Annotated in this window: 13 protein-coding genes; 11 read left to right on the top strand and 2 right to left on the bottom strand. The window is 74.6% G+C overall.

The annotated features are described in order from the left end of the window. From ABT232_RS21325 to ABT232_RS21285, 9 genes are all read left to right on the top strand, one after another. A partial coding sequence (locus ABT232_RS21325; RefSeq protein ID WP_351842149.1) for a coiled-coil domain-containing protein occupies positions 1-1,438 on the top strand: 1,438 nt, incomplete at its 5' end. Next, positions 1,426-3,525 carry an AAA family ATPase gene (locus ABT232_RS21320; protein WP_351842147.1) on the top strand — a complete coding sequence of 700 codons (2,100 nt, stop codon included), beginning with the start codon at positions 1,426-1,428 and terminating at the stop codon, positions 3,523-3,525. The genes ABT232_RS21325 and ABT232_RS21320, both read left to right, overlap by 13 nt. Then, on the top strand, positions 3,522-5,834 hold the full coding sequence (locus ABT232_RS21315) for an Hsp70 family protein (protein ID WP_351842145.1): 2,313 nt from the start codon (positions 3,522-3,524) through the stop codon (positions 5,832-5,834). The genes ABT232_RS21320 and ABT232_RS21315 overlap by 4 nt, the downstream gene beginning before the upstream one ends. Next, positions 5,834-7,024 (top strand): hypothetical protein, encoded by a 1,191-nt coding sequence (locus ABT232_RS21310; RefSeq protein WP_351842143.1) that lies wholly within the window; start codon positions 5,834-5,836, stop codon positions 7,022-7,024. The genes ABT232_RS21315 and ABT232_RS21310 overlap by 1 nt, the downstream gene beginning before the upstream one ends. After that, the gene (locus ABT232_RS21305; RefSeq protein WP_351842141.1) at positions 7,021-9,549 is read left to right on the top strand and encodes a GTPase-associated protein 1-related protein; all 2,529 of its coding nucleotides are present in this window, start codon (positions 7,021-7,023) and stop codon (positions 9,547-9,549) included. The genes ABT232_RS21310 and ABT232_RS21305 overlap by 4 nt, the downstream gene beginning before the upstream one ends. Before the next feature lie 6 nt (positions 9,550-9,555). Then, entirely contained in the window at positions 9,556-11,106 is a 1,551-nt protein-coding gene (locus ABT232_RS21300) for a TRAFAC clade GTPase domain-containing protein (RefSeq protein WP_351842139.1), read from the top strand. Positions 11,107-11,255: 149 nt separating this feature from the next. Continuing rightward, positions 11,256-11,942 (top strand): helix-turn-helix transcriptional regulator, encoded by a 687-nt coding sequence (locus ABT232_RS21295; protein WP_351842137.1) that lies wholly within the window; start codon positions 11,256-11,258, stop codon positions 11,940-11,942. After that, on the top strand, positions 11,939-12,916 hold the full coding sequence (locus tag ABT232_RS21290) for a threo-3-hydroxy-L-aspartate ammonia-lyase (RefSeq protein ID WP_351842135.1): 978 nt from the start codon (positions 11,939-11,941) through the stop codon (positions 12,914-12,916). The genes ABT232_RS21295 and ABT232_RS21290 overlap by 4 nt, the downstream gene beginning before the upstream one ends. 145 nt (positions 12,917-13,061) lie before the next feature. Continuing rightward, the gene (locus ABT232_RS21285; protein ID WP_351842133.1) at positions 13,062-13,430 is read left to right on the top strand and encodes a cupin domain-containing protein; all 369 of its coding nucleotides are present in this window, start codon (positions 13,062-13,064) and stop codon (positions 13,428-13,430) included. Between the two features lie 42 nt (positions 13,431-13,472). On the opposite strand, the gene ABT232_RS21280 is transcribed toward ABT232_RS21285, so the two are convergent. Together ABT232_RS21280 and ABT232_RS21275 are read right to left on the bottom strand one after the other, a co-directional pair. Continuing rightward, entirely contained in the window at positions 13,473-14,855 is a 1,383-nt protein-coding gene (locus ABT232_RS21280) for a vWA domain-containing protein (RefSeq protein ID WP_351842131.1), read from the bottom strand. Next, complete coding sequence (locus ABT232_RS21275) at positions 14,852-15,709, bottom strand: AAA family ATPase (RefSeq protein WP_351842129.1); 858 nt, start codon at positions 15,707-15,709, stop codon at positions 14,852-14,854. The genes ABT232_RS21280 and ABT232_RS21275 overlap by 4 nt, the downstream gene beginning before the upstream one ends. Positions 15,710-15,855: 146 nt before the next feature. Here ABT232_RS21275 and ABT232_RS21270 point away from each other — a divergent pair, with 146 nt between their 5' ends. Together ABT232_RS21270 and ABT232_RS21265 are read left to right on the top strand one after the other, a co-directional pair. Beyond that, the gene (locus ABT232_RS21270; protein WP_351842127.1) at positions 15,856-16,536 is read left to right on the top strand and encodes an ABC transporter permease; all 681 of its coding nucleotides are present in this window, start codon (positions 15,856-15,858) and stop codon (positions 16,534-16,536) included. Continuing rightward, positions 16,533-17,204 carry an ABC transporter permease gene (locus ABT232_RS21265; protein ID WP_351842125.1) on the top strand — a complete coding sequence of 224 codons (672 nt, stop codon included), beginning with the start codon at positions 16,533-16,535 and terminating at the stop codon, positions 17,202-17,204. The genes ABT232_RS21270 and ABT232_RS21265 overlap by 4 nt, the downstream gene beginning before the upstream one ends. The last annotated feature ends 10 nt before the right edge of the window (positions 17,205-17,214 follow it).

The following is a 17,214-nucleotide window of genomic DNA, read 5'->3' as shown; positions in this document are numbered from 1 at the left end:
GGAGGCGGCGGCGCGCCGGGAGCGGGCCAGGGCCGAGGCGGCGGCGCGCCGCGAGCGGGCGAGGGCGGAAGCGGCGGCGCGCCGCGAGCGGGCCAAGGCGGAGGCCGAGCGCAGCAAGGCCGAACTGGCGAACCGGCGGGCCGCCGAACAGCGGGCAGACACCGCCCGGGTACGGCAGGAGCAGGCCCGTGCCGACGCCCGCCGCCTGGCCGAGGTCCGCGACCTGCTGGCCGGGACGCGGGCCGCCGACCAGGGCGGCGCCGCCACCACCGAACTGGACGCCCTGGAGCGGCGGTTGGCCGAGGTGCAGGGCCGGATCGACCGCGCCGAACCGCTCGGCGGGGAGATCGAGGAACTGCGCGGCCAGGTCGTCCTGGCCGGACACCGCGGCGCGGCCACCGGGCGCGGCGCCGACCACGGTGCCGTGCTCGCCGCGCTGGAGGCACGGCTCGCCGGGATCGGACCGGACGCCGCAGCCCAGGACCCGGACGGGCGGCGGCGCTGCGCCGACCTGCTCGACGAACTGCGCGGCGTGGCCGGACCCGGCGCCGAGACCCGCTTCGAGGCGCTGCTCGGCACGGTGGAGCACGCGCTCACCCGGCACGCCGCGACCGCCGCCCGGCACGCCGACGAGGAGCGGCAACGGCAGCGGCGGGCGGAGGAGGCCCGGCAGCAGGCCGAGGAGAGCAGGCGGCAGGCGGAGGAACAGGCCGCCGAGGCCGCCGCCGAGGCCGCTGCCGAGGCCGCCGCCCGAGCCGCCGCCGAAGCCGCGGCCCGGGCCGCCGAGGAGGAGGCGGAACGCGAGCGCCACGCCGCGGCCCTCGCCGAAGCGGCGGACCGCCTCGGCGTCGTCCAACGGTCCGCCGAGGAGGCCGCGCGGGACGCCCGTGCGCTCGCCGAGCCCGAACTCGCCGAGCGGATCGAGGCCGCCCTGCACGCCGTCACCGGCCCGCTCGCGGCCGGCGCGGCGGCCGACGCCCTCACGGCGGTCACCGCCCTGGAGGGACTGCTCCCCGAGGCCGAACACCGCCTCGACGAACTGCAACTCGCCCACACCCGGCGCATGGACCTCGCCCAGGCCCTCCAGGACGCCATGCTCGGCGAGGGCTTCGCCTTCACCGGCGGCGAGGAACTGGGCGAGCGGCTGGTGCTGAGCTTCGAGCGACCCAGCGGCGCGACGTACGAGACCACGATCGCCACGGACGACGGCGGCACCCCCGTCCTCGTCTACCACGTCGACGGCGAACCCGATGTGACGCTGCGCCCCGAGCCCGAGGGAGCGGTCTGCGACAGCACCGAGGAACTGCTGGAGCGGGTGCACGAGGCGATCGTCGAACGCGACGGATTCGTGCCCGGCGAACTCACCTGGGACGGCAAGCCGCCGGACCGGCGGGCGAAGCCGCTGCCGGAAGCGGAGGAATGGCGGTGGAGCCAGTGAGCACGGGCGGGTGGGCCAAGCGCGAGGACGGCGCCGACGGCGTACGGCCCACGGCGGGCGCCGGCGCCGGCGCGGGGCAGCCGGTCACCGCGGAGAGCATGATGCCCATGTGGGCGGTGTCCCTCGGCTGGGAGCTGCAACGCGGACGCCAGGTGATCCTCAACGGGCAGATCAGGGACCACTGGTGGCTGGAGGACCGGCCCACCTCCTTCCGCGGCGTGGTCACCGGCATGCTGGAGCTGCGCGGCGCGGAGGTCGTCGGCTGGTGGGACCCCGTCGACGGGCTGACCTTCCCGAACCCGAGTCACGGGGAACGCTTCGACCGCCTGCGCACCGCACGGCCGACGACCGAGGAGCCGACCCGGGAGACCACCCGGGACGGGACACCGGCCGCCCCAGGGCTCGAGGGACGACCCGGCGAGGCCGGGGCCGGACAGTCGGGCCGGACGGCGGGCGACGGCGACGAGCCCGGCCCCACCCGGCGCGGCGAGGAGCGGCAGCGCGGGCGGGACCGTCTGCTCGCGCCGCGCACCTCGGGGCGGCCCCGCACCTTCGACGACGTCGTCGCCACCGTGCAGCGCCTCGTCGCCTCGCCGGACGCGGCCACCGCCTTCGTCTTCGAGGACGTCGACCACCATCTGCCCGCGGGCCGCCCCGAGTCACAGCTCGGCTACCTCCGGCTGCGGGCCGCCATGACCGCCGCCGTCACCCCGCGCGCCGCCGTCGGCGACCCCCCGTACGCCCGCAACGCCGTGCTGTGCGCGGTCGGTGACGTGGGGCGGCTGCCCGGCTGGTTCCACCAGGAGGACCCGCGGATCGCCGCCCTGCACATCTCCCCTCCCGACCCCAGCGAGCGGCGCCTGTGGCTGACCTGGCTGCGCGACCACTTCAACGGGGCCCCGGACGCCGGCCGCGCCGACTTCGAACGCCTCGTGGGCGCCACCGACGGCATGGCGGGCTGGGACATCGAGTCCCTGGCCAGGACCTCCCGGCTGCGCAACGCGCCCCTCCAGAAGCCGGACAAGCTGCTGGAGGCGCACCGGCTCAATGTGAGCGTCGACCCGTGGAGCCAGCTCGACCGGGACACCGTCGCCCGCGCCGACGACGCGCTCGAAGCCCGCGTGATCGGCCAGTCCAAGGCCGTCGCCGCCGTCGCCGCCGCCCTCCAGTCCGCCTTCGTCGGCGTCGACTTCGGCAACTCCGGCACCGCCCGGCCGCGCGGCGCGTTCTTCTTCGTCGGGCCCACCGGCGTCGGCAAGACCGAACTCGCCAAGTCCGTAGCCGAGCTGATGTTCGGCGACCAGAGCGCCTACGCCCGCTTCGACATGAGCGAGTACCAGCAGGAGCACGCCGCCGAGCGGCTGGCCGGCGCGCCACCGGGCTTCATCGGCCACGAGCAGGGCGGCGAGCTGACCCGGCGGGTGCAGGAACGGCCGTTCAGCGTGCTGCTCTTCGACGAGATCGAGAAGGCCCACCCCAAGGTGCTGGACAAGTTCCTCCAGGTCCTGGAGGACGGCCGGCTGACCGACGGACGCGGACAGACGGCGTACTTCTCCCAGTGCCTGATCATCTTCACCTCCAACACCGGCGCCGACGCGCTCCAGGGCCTGCTGGAGAAGAGCGACGACGAACTGACCTACGCCGAACTGGAGGAGCACTTCACCCGGGCGGTGGAGGAGAAGTTCCGGCAGATCGGCAGGCCCGAGATCTACGGACGGCTCAAGCCGGGCGTGGTCGTCTTCGACATGCTGCGCCGCCGGCACGTGGTCGGGATCGCCGACCGGCTCCTCGCCCAGCTCGCCGAGTCGGTCCGCGACCGCCACGGAGTCGAACTCATCCACGACACCGGCACCCTGCACCCGTGGATCACCGACCGGATGTCCGACCCCGAGCACCAGGCCTACGGCGGACGGCAGATCCGCAACGAGCTGGAGCGGGTGCGGTCGGCGGTCGTCCGCCATCTGCTGGAGCACCGGCCGGCGGCCGGCAGCCGCGTCCGGGTCGGCGTCGGCGACGACGGCACGGTCCGCGTGACGGCCGACGGCAGCGACGACCCGTTCGCGGGGGAGAGGAGCGGGCGCGGATGATCGCCATCGACCTGGGGCACCGGTTCGGCCGGATCGGCCGCGTCGGCCCCGACGGCCGTCCGGCCGTCACCACCACCGAACTCGACCCGGCGGACGGCGCCCTGGACCCGTTCCGGGCACTGCGCCGACTGCTCGACACCGCCGCGGAGCAGGAGCCGGGAGCGGGGCTGCGGCCTGGGCCGGGACCTGGGCCGGAGGCGGACCGGCGAGCCGTCCTCGGCATATCCGCCTCCGCGGGCGGCGAGGACGAACTGCGGCGCGCCGCGGAGAGCGCCGGACTCGACGTCGAACGCGTCCTGCCCGACCCGGTGGCGGTGGCCCTGCACTACGGGGCGGTCGCCGAGGGCGTGGACCACGCGGTCCTCGTCTGCGACCAGGGAGCGACGACGCTGGACCTGACCGTCCTCGCCGTCAGCCCCGACCTCACCGTGCGGCTCGTCGACACCCGCAGTCTCCGGCTCGGCGGCGACGACTGGGACGCCGCGCTCGCCGTAGAGCTCGCCGGACGGCTGCCGGACGGGGTGGACCCGCGCCGCGCGGCGCAGACCCTGCGGCGCGCACTCGGCACAGCGGACCGCGTCACCGAGCACCTGACCGACCCGGCGGGCGAGCGCCACCCGGTCACCCTGGAACGGGCCGCCTTCGAACGCGCCGTGGCACCCCTGCGGGAACGCGCCCTCGCGGCCGTGGCCGGGCAACTGGCCGACGCGGAGACGGCGGTGGACACCGTCCTGCTGGCCGGCGGGCTCTGCGCCACACCGGGCCGCCGGGCCGAGATCGAGGCCCTGCCGGCCGCGCGTGACCTGACCGTGCGCTGCGCCACGCCCGAGCTCGCCGTCGTCAGCGGCCTGCTGGCCCTGCGGGACTTCGGCGTCCTGCGCATCGTCACCGGACCCGCCTCCGCCTCGGCACGCGCGGACTTCGGACACTTCCGCGCGGAACCCGCTCCCGCCGCGGAGCCGGCCGACCCCGACCCCCGCACCTGGCGCCCACCACCGCAGGACCCGGAACCGGCGGTCCGGCAGGGCGAGGCGTACCCGGCGGGGGCCGACACAGGGTCCCGTGGCGCCGGCCCCGCGGGCGCCGGCACGGGAGCGCGCGGCGGCGACCCCGGCGGGACCGCTGCCGGGGCGTACGACGAGAATCCGGCCGGCGCCGACGCACGCGCGTACGGCGGCGACTTCGCGGGGGCGGATGCCGGGGCACGGGGCGCATCCCGGACCGGGCCTGACGCCGGGCCGCACACCGGACCCGGCACCGGGCAGCACCCGGGACACCCGGCCGGACCCGATACCGGGCCGCACCCTGGACACCCGGCCGGACCCGGCACCGGGCAGCACCCCGGACACCCCGCCGGGCCCGGCGCCGAGCCGCACCCCGGACCCGACACCGGCCCCCACCACCCGCACCACCACGACGGCACCGTGCCGCCGCAACCCGACCCGGCCCGACAACAGTCGTACTCCACACCGCGCGCCGCCTCGGCCACGAACCACGGCCCCGCCTCCCACACCACCCCCGGCGCCGCCACCCACGACGACGGTCCCACCCCCCGCCCCACCGTCCCGCACCCCCGCCAGGCCCCCGGCCAGGCCCCCCGCCAGGCCCCCGGCCAGGGCCCGGGCCCTGGCCCCGCCCCCGACGACGGCGTGTCACCCTCCGTCGAGCCGCCGGCACTGTTCGCCGTGCCGGTGGGGGAGTTGCAGGCGGTCCGGCGCGACGATCATCTGCTGGTCCTGTGGGCCTGGCCCGACAGCGCGCTCAGTGCCCGGGTCCGCTGGCGCCGGGAGGACGCCTCGGCGGGCGGCGGGCCGAGGGACGGGGACGTGGTGTGCCGGCGCCGGGTCTACGAGCACGACGGCGGCTTCGACCTGGCCGTGGGCCGGGGCGCGGTCACTCTCACGGTGGAGGCCCTGGTCCCGGACCTCGGCGCGGACTGCGAGGGCGCGTCGTCGCTGCTGGTGCGGGCCGAGCCGCCCGTGGTGGAGTACGAGCCGACCGTACGGCGCCGGCTGCGCGGCCGGGTGGCCACGGTCACCTTCACCTCGGAGACCGGCTGCGAACTGCCCCGCCTCCGTGTCGTCCACAGCCTCGGCCGGTTCCGCCCCACCAGCACGGCCGAGGGCACCGTCCTGCACGAGGTGGCCGCCCAGCGCCTGCCCGCCGGGACCCCGCTCACCGTGGAGTTCCCGCTCCCGGCCACCCGGGGCCCGTCGTGGCTGGTCTGCTTCCCCGCGGACGCGAACGCGGGCACCGACTCCGGTATCGAGATCCGCCCGACGGCGCTGCACAGACTGCGAGTGACGTGATGGCCCGACGTCTCACCTGCCCCTACTGCTACGAGAGTTTCGCCCCGCGCGAGATCCGCTTCCGCTGCCACAGCCGCCTGAGCCCCACCGGGAAGAAGTGCGAGACCCGCCGCGACCAGGTCCTCGACGACCGGATGGGTCCGCGCCGCAGCCATGACCTGGGCCCGGACTTCGCCGCGGACGGCCGCAGGCCGACGGCCGTCTGCCCGGACTGCGACGGCGAGACGACGTACCGGATCTGCCCGGTGTGCCACTCGGCCCTGCCGACCCAGTTCGGCCGGGCGGACAGCCGGCTGATCGCCATGGTCGGCGCCCGGGCGTCCGGCAAGACCGTGTACATGACGGTGCTGCTGCACGAGATGCGCCACCGGGTGGGCGAGGCGTTCGGCGCCCATCTGATGGGCCTGGACGACGCGACGATGCGCCGCTACAGCAGCGACTACGAGAACCACCTCTACGGCGACAACCGGATGTTCCCGGGCACCCAGACCGCCTCCACCAACCTCAACCGGGTGGACCCGCTGGTCTTCGGCTTCGGGCTGCGCCGCCGCGGCCTCCTCGGCGAACGCCCGCAGCACACCGTGCTGTCGTTCTTCGACACCGCCGGCGAGGACTTCAACTCCCGTGAGGGCGTGGAGCTGAACACCCGCTACCTCACCGGCGCCGACGGCATCGTCCTGCTGCTCGACCCGCTCCAGATGCCCGGCGCCCGGGACAACGCCCTGCCGGGCACCCCGCTGCCCGGCACCGAGGGACTGGACGCGCCGATCAACATCCTGTCCCGGGTGACCAGTCTGCTGCTCGCCCCGCGCAGCGGCCGTGCCGCGCAGAAGATCGACACACCGATCGCGGTGGTCTTCTCGAAGATGGACGCCTTCTGGCACCTGCTGGAGAGCGGCAGCCCGCTGCGGGCGCACGCCACCCCGCGCGGCCGGTTCGACGTCGGCGACAGCCTCAGCGTCCACGAGGAGGTGCGCCGGCTGCTGAAGGACTGGGACGGCGTGCCGATCGACCACCTGCTGGACAACCACTACTCCCGCTACCGGTACTTCGGTGTCTCCGCACTGGGCCGCAACCCCACGCCCGACGCCCGGGTCGCCGCCACCGGCATCCAGCCCTACCGGGTCGCCGATCCGCTGCTGTGGCTGCTCAGCGAGTTCGGCTCGGTGCCGAAGGCGGGCCGCGGATGACGCATTTCCAGCAGCTGTACTACACCTCCTGCGAGCACGGGCTCACCGGGTTCGCCGGGTTCCAGTTCAACGCCGTCAGCGCGGGCGTCAGCGTCGAGACCCGGCAGACGGTGGAGGCGCTCGCCGGGTACGAGCCGCCGCGCTCCATGGTGGAGTCGGACACCCCGGAGCTGCTGGAGCGCTGCCCCGTCAACCTCTGCTACCAGCCGTACGACGGGCAGGGCCGCCGCGCCACCGCGCTGTGCGTGCGGTACGTGGGCCGGGACGCGGCCCGCCGCTTCGGCAACTACTTCGCACACGCCCTGCACAGCGAGGACTTCCCGGCGGCGGGCGGCGGGCTGCTCGGCATCGAGTTGTGGGACTCCCCGGTGTGGCGCCGCACGGTCGCCCCGAGCACGGAGATCCCGGTGCTCGAAGCGCCGCCGCCGCGCGGCCCGCTCGGGGTGCGCGCGGTGAGCGCCTTCCTGCGTGAGCATCCGCACACGGCCCGGCTGCCGCAGTTGCTGGCCGCCGTGTTCGCCGCGCTCACCGAGCACGGTTCGGTGGTGGTGATCGACCGGACGACCGACCGGATCGCGCACTGGTTCGCCGCGGTGTCCTATCTGCTGCCGCCGCCGCTCGCCCGCCGTCTGTCCTTCGCCACCTACGTCCTGCGGCCCGCCCGCAGCCGGCTGCACCTGATCGGCACGGTGCCCGAGACGCAGCTCGACTTCGGACCGGACGACGAGGCGGCTTACACCGTCTTCGACTTCGCCCGGGGCGTCTTCCCGGAGGTCGCCGTACCCGAGCTGATGCCGCTGCTCACCAGGATCGGCACGGGCTCGGTGCGGCCCGTCTGGTCCTGGACGGCGGACTACGCGCGCGGCGGGGAGGAGACGCCCGCCGACTGGCACGCGCCGGTCGCCGCGGCGGCGGCCTCGGGCGGTATCGCGCTGCGGGAGCCCGATGTGCGCGCGGTGATCGACTGGCTGGCGGGCGCCGACCACCTCGGGCCGCGCCGCGCGGCGGTCGCCGCGGACCTGCACCGCAAGCACCGGGACCTCGACGACCGCCAACTGGCCGCGCTGAGCGCGGCGGCGAAGGCCGGCGGCGACCTCGGCGTGCACCAGGAGATCGAGGGCAAGCTGCACGCCTCGCGGATGCGCGCCCACATGACCGGCGCCGAGGACGCGGCCGAGCCCGTACCGCTGTCGGACCCGGCGGTGCGGGAGCGGGCCACCGCCCTGTGGGAGCGGCTGCTGCGGGAGGAGGCGGCCACCGCCCGGCAGCGGACCCGGCTGATGCTGTGGGCGCTCGGCGCGCGCCTCACCCCGGCACCGGAGATCCTGGACCGCGAGACCCTGGCGCTGGCCCGCGCCCTGCTCGGGGCGTCCGCGCCGGGGCCCGGCCTGCGCCGCGAGACGGCCGAACTCGTCGCCGCGCTGCCGCGGATGCGGCAGGCGCTGGTGACGGCGGTGCGGGAGGCGCTGGAAGGGCGGGACGGGCAGGAGCAGCTGCTCGCGCAGTTCCCCGCGGTGCTGCTGCACGAGCGTGATCTGCGCGACCACCCGGTGCTCCTGGAGCATCATCTGCGGGCGCGGGCCGAGCGAGAGCCCTCGAACACGGTGGACCTGATGTTCAAGATCCTGGAGATCCGCAACCGGCCCTCACCCGACGAGAACCTGCTGCGCGGCCTGTGGCGGCAGCCGTCGCGGACCTGGACCCACCGCGAGGCCACCCGGATCGCCGAACGGCTGCCCGCGACCGGGCCGGTCGACGAGGCGGTCGGCGAGTGGTTCGACCGCGCGGTGAACCAGCGCATCGACGACGACACCGCGTTGTCGGAGTGCCTGCACCTGTGCCGGGTGCTGTCCCGGCAGGGCCGGTCGGGCTGGCTGCCCGCCGCCGCCCGGGAACGGGTGCGGACCACGCTCGACCTGGACACCGCGCTGCGCGAGGCGCGCGAGGCCACCGAACTCGTCGCCGCGTTCGCGATCTCGGGCATCGGCCTGTGGGCGGCACCGCAGGCACTCAGACGGCATCGCCTGGTGCCGGCCCTGCTGGCCCTGCCCGCCGACAGCGGCCGTCTCCGCGACCGGCTCCCGGAGTTGGGCCACTCCACCCTGGACCGCTATCTGTCGGAGGTGCACCGGCAGGTGCTGGGCGGCGAGCGGATCGGCGACACCCTGCTCGGCCATGTCGTCGCGGCCGCCACGCTGGACACCCGGGCCGGGCTCTCCCAGGCGCACCGGGACGCGGTGTCCGCGATCCGGGTCCATCCCGCCCGGTACTGGCGGGTCCCGGACCTGACCCGGCTGGAGCGCGCGACGCGGCCCTACGACGCCGAACTCGCCGGGCGCTACGCCGAGTGGGCCGAGGTCCGGCTCGGCGGCGCCCGCAGACTGGCCCGCCGGCTGCCGCTCCTCGGCCGCCGCGACACCGACGGCTCCCTGCCCGCCCCGGAACACGAGGAGCCCTCCACGAGCACGGCGCGCAACACCCCGAAGAACCCGCGGAAGAGCCCTCGGAAGAAGAAGGGACGGTGACATCCCGTGGCCGAGATCATCGCCTACGTCCTGATACCGCTCTTCTACCTGGCGGCACTGGCGGCGTACCTGCCGGTCGCGCCCGTGATCGCCGCCCTGCGGGGCCTGGCCCTGGTGATGCAACTGCTCACCGGGCATCTGCGGCTGCTCGTCGGCGTCCTGTACCGGCGTACGCCCGAGTTCCGGACCCTGCCGCCCCACCGTCCGCAGGACGAGGAGGTGAAGGCGTACCGCAACTACTTCTTCGGGCCGGCCTTCCGGGACCTGCGCCAGGTCCTGGTCCTGGAACGGCGGTCGTACACCAGGACCGTCGGTGACGCCTTCCGGGCCGTCACCACCGGCCAGTTCACCGCCCCGGCGCGCACCCGGGCCGTCACGGTGCCCTACGGCCTGACGCTGTACGCGGGCCTGGGCCTCGGCGCGGTCCTCGCCCTGCCGCTGCTCGGCCTGCTGGTGGGCCTGCACGCGCTGGTCCTGCTGGTGCTGATGGGCGGGGCCCGGCTGATCGCCGGATCCCTGCGGGCCGTCGACCGGTCCGTGCTGTTCACCCGACGGCTGGGCGACGGCATGATCTGCCCGCACTGCTTCGAACGCGTCCCCTACCCGGCGTACGACTGTCCCGGCCCGGCCTGCCGACGCCGGCACGCCGACATCCGGCCCGGCACCTACGGCATCCTCCGGCGCCGCTGCGAGTGCGGGCAGCGCATGCCCACACTGCTGATGCTGATGAGCCGGGACGCCCGGCTCCAGGCGTACTGCGTGTATCCGCACTGCGGGAAGCCGATGAACACCGACGCCGGGCACATGCCCGAGGTGGTGCTCCCGCTGATCGGCGGACAGGCGGCCGGCAAGACGCAGTTGATGGCGGCGATGCTGCTGGCGCTGGAGAACGCGGCGGCGGACGGCGGCCCGGCGGTCACCCTCGCGGACGAGGAGTCGGACGCCAACTACCAGGTGCTGCGGGAGGTGCTGCGGATGCGGGGCCACACCCGCGCCACCCAGAAGGCGCTGCCGCGGGCCCACTCCTTCGTCCTCGGCTCCGGCCGCTCCGCACGCCTGGTCCACCTCTTCGACACGGCCGGCGAACGCTTCGTCGACCGCGACGAGACCGACGCCCTGCGCTACGCCAGGGAAGCCCGCACCTTCGTCTTCGTCCTCGACCCGATGGCGGTGAAGGCGTTCTGGACCTCCCTGGCCCCGCTGCCGGACGCGCCGGTGGACCGCACCCTCGCCTCGACCGTCGACCCCGAGGAGGTCTTCGGCCGGTCGGTCCAGGCGGTCGCCGCCATGGGCGCGCCGCTGGACCGGTCGCGCCTGGCCGTCGCCGTCAGCAAGACCGACCTGCTCGCCGAGCACGGCCTGGTCCCCGAGGACCTTCACGACAGCGGCAGCGCCCGCGCCTGGCTCCGCGAGAGCCTCGGCCTGCGCAGCCTGGTGGAGGCGATGGAGCAGGAGTTCCACGAGGTCCGCTTCTTCTGCACGGCGGCCGTGGCCGACGACCGGACGCGGGTGGACGACAGCGTGAGGCGATTCGTCGACTGGTGTCTGCGCGGCTGAGCGCGCGGCCCAGGGTGACCGGGCGCGCCTCCCCTCGTCACCGTTCCAGATCTCCTCCTGGTACTCCGGCACGCCCTCGCTTAGACTGACTGTCCAGAGGTTGGATGAACAGTCCAAGCCGCTTCGATGGGTCGATGGAGGACGGGCGCATGGCCGGGCAGGATCTGGATGCCGAGCGGGACGCGATCATCGGTGCGCTCGGGCCGGTCGTCGACGGGCTGGTGGCCACCTTCGGGCCGCTGTGCGAGGTGGTGCTCCACGACTACCGGCAGCCGGAGCGGTCGGTGGTCGCGGTGGCCGGTTCGGTGACCGGCCGGGCGGTGGGCGGGGCGATGAGCGAGATCGGCATGCGTGTCCTCGCCCGTGGCGACGAGGCGGACGACGAGCTGAACTACCTCACCCGCACCCGCTCCGGCGACCTGGTCAAGTCCTCCACGATGGTGCTGCGCGACTCCACCGGCGCGGTCTTCGGCGCGCTGTGCGTCAACCTCGACGTCACCGCCGTCCACCGGGCGCAGACCCTGCTCGGCGGGCTCGCCGGCCTCGGCACGGACCCCACGACCACCCCGGTCACCACCTTCGGCAACGACATCGACTCCGTCGTCGACGCCGTCCTCGACACCCACCAGCTGCACCGGAACCAGAACTGGGCGGGCCTCGACCGGAGCCGGCGCCTGGAGCTGTTCCGCAGCCTGGACGAACACGGGGTCTTCGCGGTGCGCCGCTCGGTCGAACAGGTCGCCACCCGCCTCGGCATCTCCCGCGCCTCCGCCTACAGCTACCTCTCCCAGGCCAGAGCCACGGCCGACCCCACGTCCCAGGGAGGACACCCATGACGACCACCCCGGTGCCGGTCACCCTCGACGACGTCCGTGCCGCCGCCGCACGGCTCGAGGGCGTCGCCCACCGCACCCCCGTCCTGCGCTCCCGCACCCTCGACGAGCTGGCCGGCGCCGAGGTCCTGCTCAAGTGCGAGAACTTCCAGCGGGTCGGCGCGTTCAAGTTCCGCGGCGCCTACAACGCGGCCTCCCGGCTGACGCCCGAGCAGCTCGCCCGCGGCATCGTCGCGTACTCCTCCGGGAACCACGCGCAGGCCGTGGCCCTCGCCGCCCGCGAGCTCGGCACCACCGCGGTGATCGTCATGCCCGAGGACGCCCCGCCCGCCAAGCGGGCCGCCACCGCCGGGTACGGCGCGGAGATCGTCGGCTACGACCGCTACACCGGCGACCGCGTCGCCATCGCCGAGGCACTGGCCGCCGAGCGAGGGCTCACCCTCATCCCGCCGTACGAGCACCCGCATGTCATCGCCGGGCAGGGCACGGCCGCGCTGGAACTGATCGAGGAGGCCGGGGAGCTGGACGCGCTGATCACCCCGGTCGGGGGCGGCGGGCTGATCGCGGGCAGCGCGACGGTGGCCAAGAGCCTGCGGCCCGCGGTGCGCGTGATCGGTGTCGAACCGGAGGCCGGGGACGACACCAAGCGGTCCCTGGAGGCGGGCCGTCGGATCAGCATCCCGGTGCCGCACACCATCGCCGACGGGCAGGCCCTGCACACCCCCGGCGAGCTGACCTTCTCCGTCAACCGGCGCCTCGTCGACGAGATCGTCCTGGTCGACGACGACGAGATCCGCCACGCCATGCGGTTCGCCTTCGAACGCCTGAAGATCGTCGTCGAGCCCAGCGGCGCCACCCCGCTGGCCGCGCTGCTCTCCGGCCGGGTCGCCGGCCTCCCGCGCCGGGTCGGCGTGATCGTCTCCGGCGGCAACGTCGACGCGGAGCGCTTCGCCCGGCTGTGCGGAGGCGGCGACTGACCGCGCCCCGAATGGCGGCCCCCGCGGCGTCGGGCGGACGATGGAGAGGAGGGGTTCGGCCCCGCCGGTGCCGTTCGCCGGTCAGGGCGGCGGGAGACGAGACCGGCCCCGGCCGCGATAGACGCGGCCGGAAAGGAGGAGCGTCATGTTCGAGGCGAAGACGCTCGACAAGCCGGACGAGCGGCGGGACTTCCCGCGCGGTCACCTGGAAGCCGTCCATCTCTCGGGACTCGATTTCGCGGTGGCCACCTTCGAGCCGGGCTGGCGCTGGTCGGAGTCCGTGGCCCCGATCGCGGGCACCGACTCCTGTCAGATCCACCACAACGGCTACATCGTCCAGGGCCGTATGTGCGTCCGCATGGACGGCGGCGGCGAGGAGTACGAGGTCGGTCCCGGCGATGTCTTCGTCTGCCCGCCCGGGCACGACGCCTGGGTCGTGGGTGACGACCAGTGCGTGCTGTACGACTTCGCCGGTTCGATGGCCGTGGAGTACGCGAAGGCGAAGGAGGAGTAGTCCACCGCCCGGTTCATGTCGCCCGGTTCACGCCGCCCGGGCTCAGACGGGCAGCAACCGGCCGATCAAGGTCCCCAACTGCCGCGCGGTACGGCACTCGTACATCTCCACCAAGCCCGCGTAATCGGGCGCCGCGGAGTCACCGGTGCCCCACTGGGCACGCGGCTCGGGATTCAACCAGTGGACGCGGCGGGCCCGTTCGGTGATCCGCCGGACGGCCGGCAGATTCGGGTCGCTCATGTTCGTCCGGGCGTCACCGAGCACGAACACGGTCGTCCGCGGGCCCACCGCGTCGCCGTAGCGCTCCGCGAACTCGCCGAGCGCGACGCCGTAGTCGCTGCTGCCGTGCCAGCCGGTGAGCGTCGCCTCGGCGCGGATGCGCGCGCCCAGTCCGCCCGGATCGGCCGCGCCGCGCTCCAGCAGTCCGGTGATCTCGTCGATCCGGTTGACGAAGGCGAAGACCCGCACCTTCGAGAACTGGTCGTGCAGCGCCTGCACCAGCAGCATCGTGAAGTCGGAGAACCCGGACACCGACCCCGACACATCGCACAGCAGCACCAGTTCGGGCCGGGCCGGCCGGCGCCGGCGCAGCACCGGCCGCATCGGCACCCCGCCGGTGGACAGCGAGCCGCGCACCGTGCGCCGCAGATCGATGCTGCCCCGTGCGGCCCGCCGACGGCGCGCGGCGAGCCGGGTGGCCAGCTTGCGGGCGAGCGGCCGTACCGTCCGGCGCAGTTCGGCGAGCCGGTCCTGACCGGCGTACAGGAAGTCCACCCGGTCGGCGGTGGGCGCCACCGCCCGGCGGGCCATCTCGTCCCGCCCGCGCCGCTCGGCGACCCGGCGCCGCGCCTCCGCCGCCACCAAGCCGCGGAACACCTCGATGCGCCGGCGGATCTCGTCGTCCAGCAGCCGGTCGGCGAAGCCCGGCCCGCCCTCGCCCGTCCGCGCGTTCTCGCGGACCTGGGCCAGCAGGGTCTGCGGGCGCAGCCGGTCCAGCGTCTGGTACGACGACCAGCCGTCCGATCCCGCCGAGCCGCCGTATCCGCCGAAGCCGTCGACGGCCTCCGCCGCCAGCCGCTCCAGCAGGGCGCGGTCGCCGGCGGCGAGCGCCGCCGCGAGCCGCTCGCGCAGCTCCTCACGGTCCGCCGGGCCGCCGGCGTCCGGTCCGCCGGGGCCATCGGGTCCGCCGACGGCACGCGGGAAGTACAGGTCGAAGACCGAGTCGAACACCCGCCGCTGGTCCGGGCCGTGCAGCAGGGTCGCCGCCAGCCCTTCCCGCAGCAGCGCGCGGTCGGCGAACCCCAGCGCCTCCACGGCGCGGGCCGCGTCCACCGTCTCACCGGTGCCGATCCGCACCCCGTGCGCGCGCAGCGCGGCGACGAGGCCGGTCAGCCGGGCCGTGACGTCGGAGGCCGCCGCCGTCACACCGCGTCCAGGTCCAGCTTGGCGGCCGCCTTGAGGATGTCGTCCTGGTGCTTGAGGACCACACCGAGGCTGTCGCGCACGACGTTCTCGTCGAGGGTGTGCGCGCCGAGCGCCAGCAGGGTGCGGGCCCAGTCGATGGTCTCGGCCACCGAGGGCACCTTCCGCAGGTCCATCGCCCGCAGCGCGCCCACCACCCGGACCACCGACTCCGCCAGCGCCGCGTCGATCCCCGGCACCTTCAGCCGGACGATCCTGCGCTCCAGCTCCTCCTCGGGGAAGCCGATGTGCAGGAACAGACAGCGGCGGCGCAGCGCCTCCGACAGCTCGCGGGAGGCGTTGGAGGTGAGCACGACGAACGGGCGCCGGGTCGCGGTGATCGTGCCCAGTTCGGGGACGGTGACCTGGAAGTCGCTCAGCACCTCCAGCAGCAGGCCCTCGACCTCCATGTCCGCCTTGTCGGTCTCGTCGATCAGCAGCACCTTCAGGTCGTCGCCCCGGATCGCGGTGAGCAGCGGGCGCGGCAGCAGGAACTCCTCGCCGAAGATGTCCGTGCGGGTCTCGTCCCAGCTCTCGTCGCGGCCGGCGCTGATCCGCAGCAGCTGCTTGGCGTGGTTCCACTCGTACAGCGCCCGCGCCTCGTCGACGCCCTCGTAGCACTGGAGCCGCACCAGCCGCGCGCCCGCGACCTGCGCCACGGCCTTGGCCAGCTCGGTCTTGCCGACGCCCGCGGGGCCCTCGACGAGCAGCGGCTTGCCCAGGCGGTCGGCGAGGAAGACGGTGGTGGCGACGGCCGGGGAGGCCAGATAGCCGGTCTCGGCGAGGCGGGCGGAGACGTCGTCGACGGAAGTGAACACCAGGGCCTCCAGATCGGCGTCGAACAGCGGTCACCTATCTAAGCGCTTGTTCACTCGATGTGTCACGCGTTCCGCACTCCGGCCGCCGCACCCGTACGGGGGAGCACAGCGCGCCTATCCCCGCCCGCACCCGCTGCAATGGACGGGTGACCGCGCCCCCGGACGACTGCCTCGCGCGCAACGACTGGATCTGCGGGGAGTATCTGAGCACCCGCCGCGAGATCCTCGCCGACGCCGTGCTCCAGCACCTCCAGCTGACGTTCCTCGCGGTCCTCATCGGCCTGCTCCTCGCCCTGCCGCTCGCGGTGGCGGCCCGCCGCTGGGGCTGGACGGCCGGCCCGGTGCTCGCCGTGACCACCGTCCTCTACACGATCCCGTCGCTGGCGATGTTCTCCCTGCTCCTGCCCCTCTACGGCCTCTCCGCGGCCCTCGTCGTCGCCGGACTGGTGCTGTACTCACTGACCCTGCTGGTGCGCAACATCCTCGCCGGACTGCGCGCCGTCCCCGAGGAGACCCGGCAGGCCGCCCGCGGCATGGGCTACGGCCCCGTCCGGCTGCTGCTCACCGTGGAGCTGCCGCTCGCGCTGCCCGCCGCCATGGCCGGGCTGCGCATCGCCACCGTCTCCGCGATCTCCCTGGTCACCGTCGGCGCGATCGTCGGCTTCGGCGGGCTCGGCAACCTCATCTACGCCGGCATGAACACCTACTTCAAGGCGCAGGTGCTCACCGCGTCCGTGCTCTGCGTGATGATCGCCGTCGTCGCCGACGTCGTACTGCTGGGCGTGCAGCGGCTGCTCACGCCCTGGACGCGGGCGGGCCGCGGATGAACACCCTCACCGCCGCCTGGGACTGGCTCGCCGACCCCGCGCACTGGAGCGGCCCCGACGGCATCGGGCACCGACTGCTCCAGCACCTCGTCCTCACCGTCGTCTGCCTGGTCGTCAGCTGTCTGATCGCCCTGCCGGTCGCTCTCGTCCTCGGCCACCTCGGCAGGGGCGGGGCGCTCGCCGTCAACCTCTCCAACGTGGGCCGCGCGATCCCCACCTTCGCCGTCCTCGTCCTGCTGCTGCTCACCCCCGTCGGTGACTGGGGCGAGGGGCCGACCGTGGTCGCGCTGGTGCTGTTCGCGGTACCGCCGCTGCTCACCAACGCGTACGTCGGAATGCGCGAGGTGGACCGCGGCGTGGTGCGGGCGGCGCGGGGGATGGGCATGACGGGACGCCAGGTGCTGTTCCGCGTGGAACTGCCCCTTGCGCTCCCGATGATCCTCACCGGGGTGCGGATCGCCGCCGTCCAGCTCGTCGCCACCGCCACCATCGCCGCGCTGGCAGGCGGCGGAGGCCTCGGCCGGATCATCACCGCGGGCTTCAACCTGGCCGACACACCGCAGGTGGTGGCCGGTGCCGTCCTCGTCGCCTGCCTCGCACTCGCCGTCGAGGGCGCCTTCGCCCTGGCCGAACGACTCGGCCCGGCATGGGCGAGAGGAACGCGATGACACACCCCGC

The organism is Streptomyces sp. NPDC001532 (assembly GCF_040298625.1).
Lineage (GTDB): Bacteria > Actinomycetota > Actinomycetes > Streptomycetales > Streptomycetaceae > Streptomyces.
Note: the sequence above shows the minus strand (reverse complement) of the source record. Positions and strands in the feature narration are given on the sequence as shown.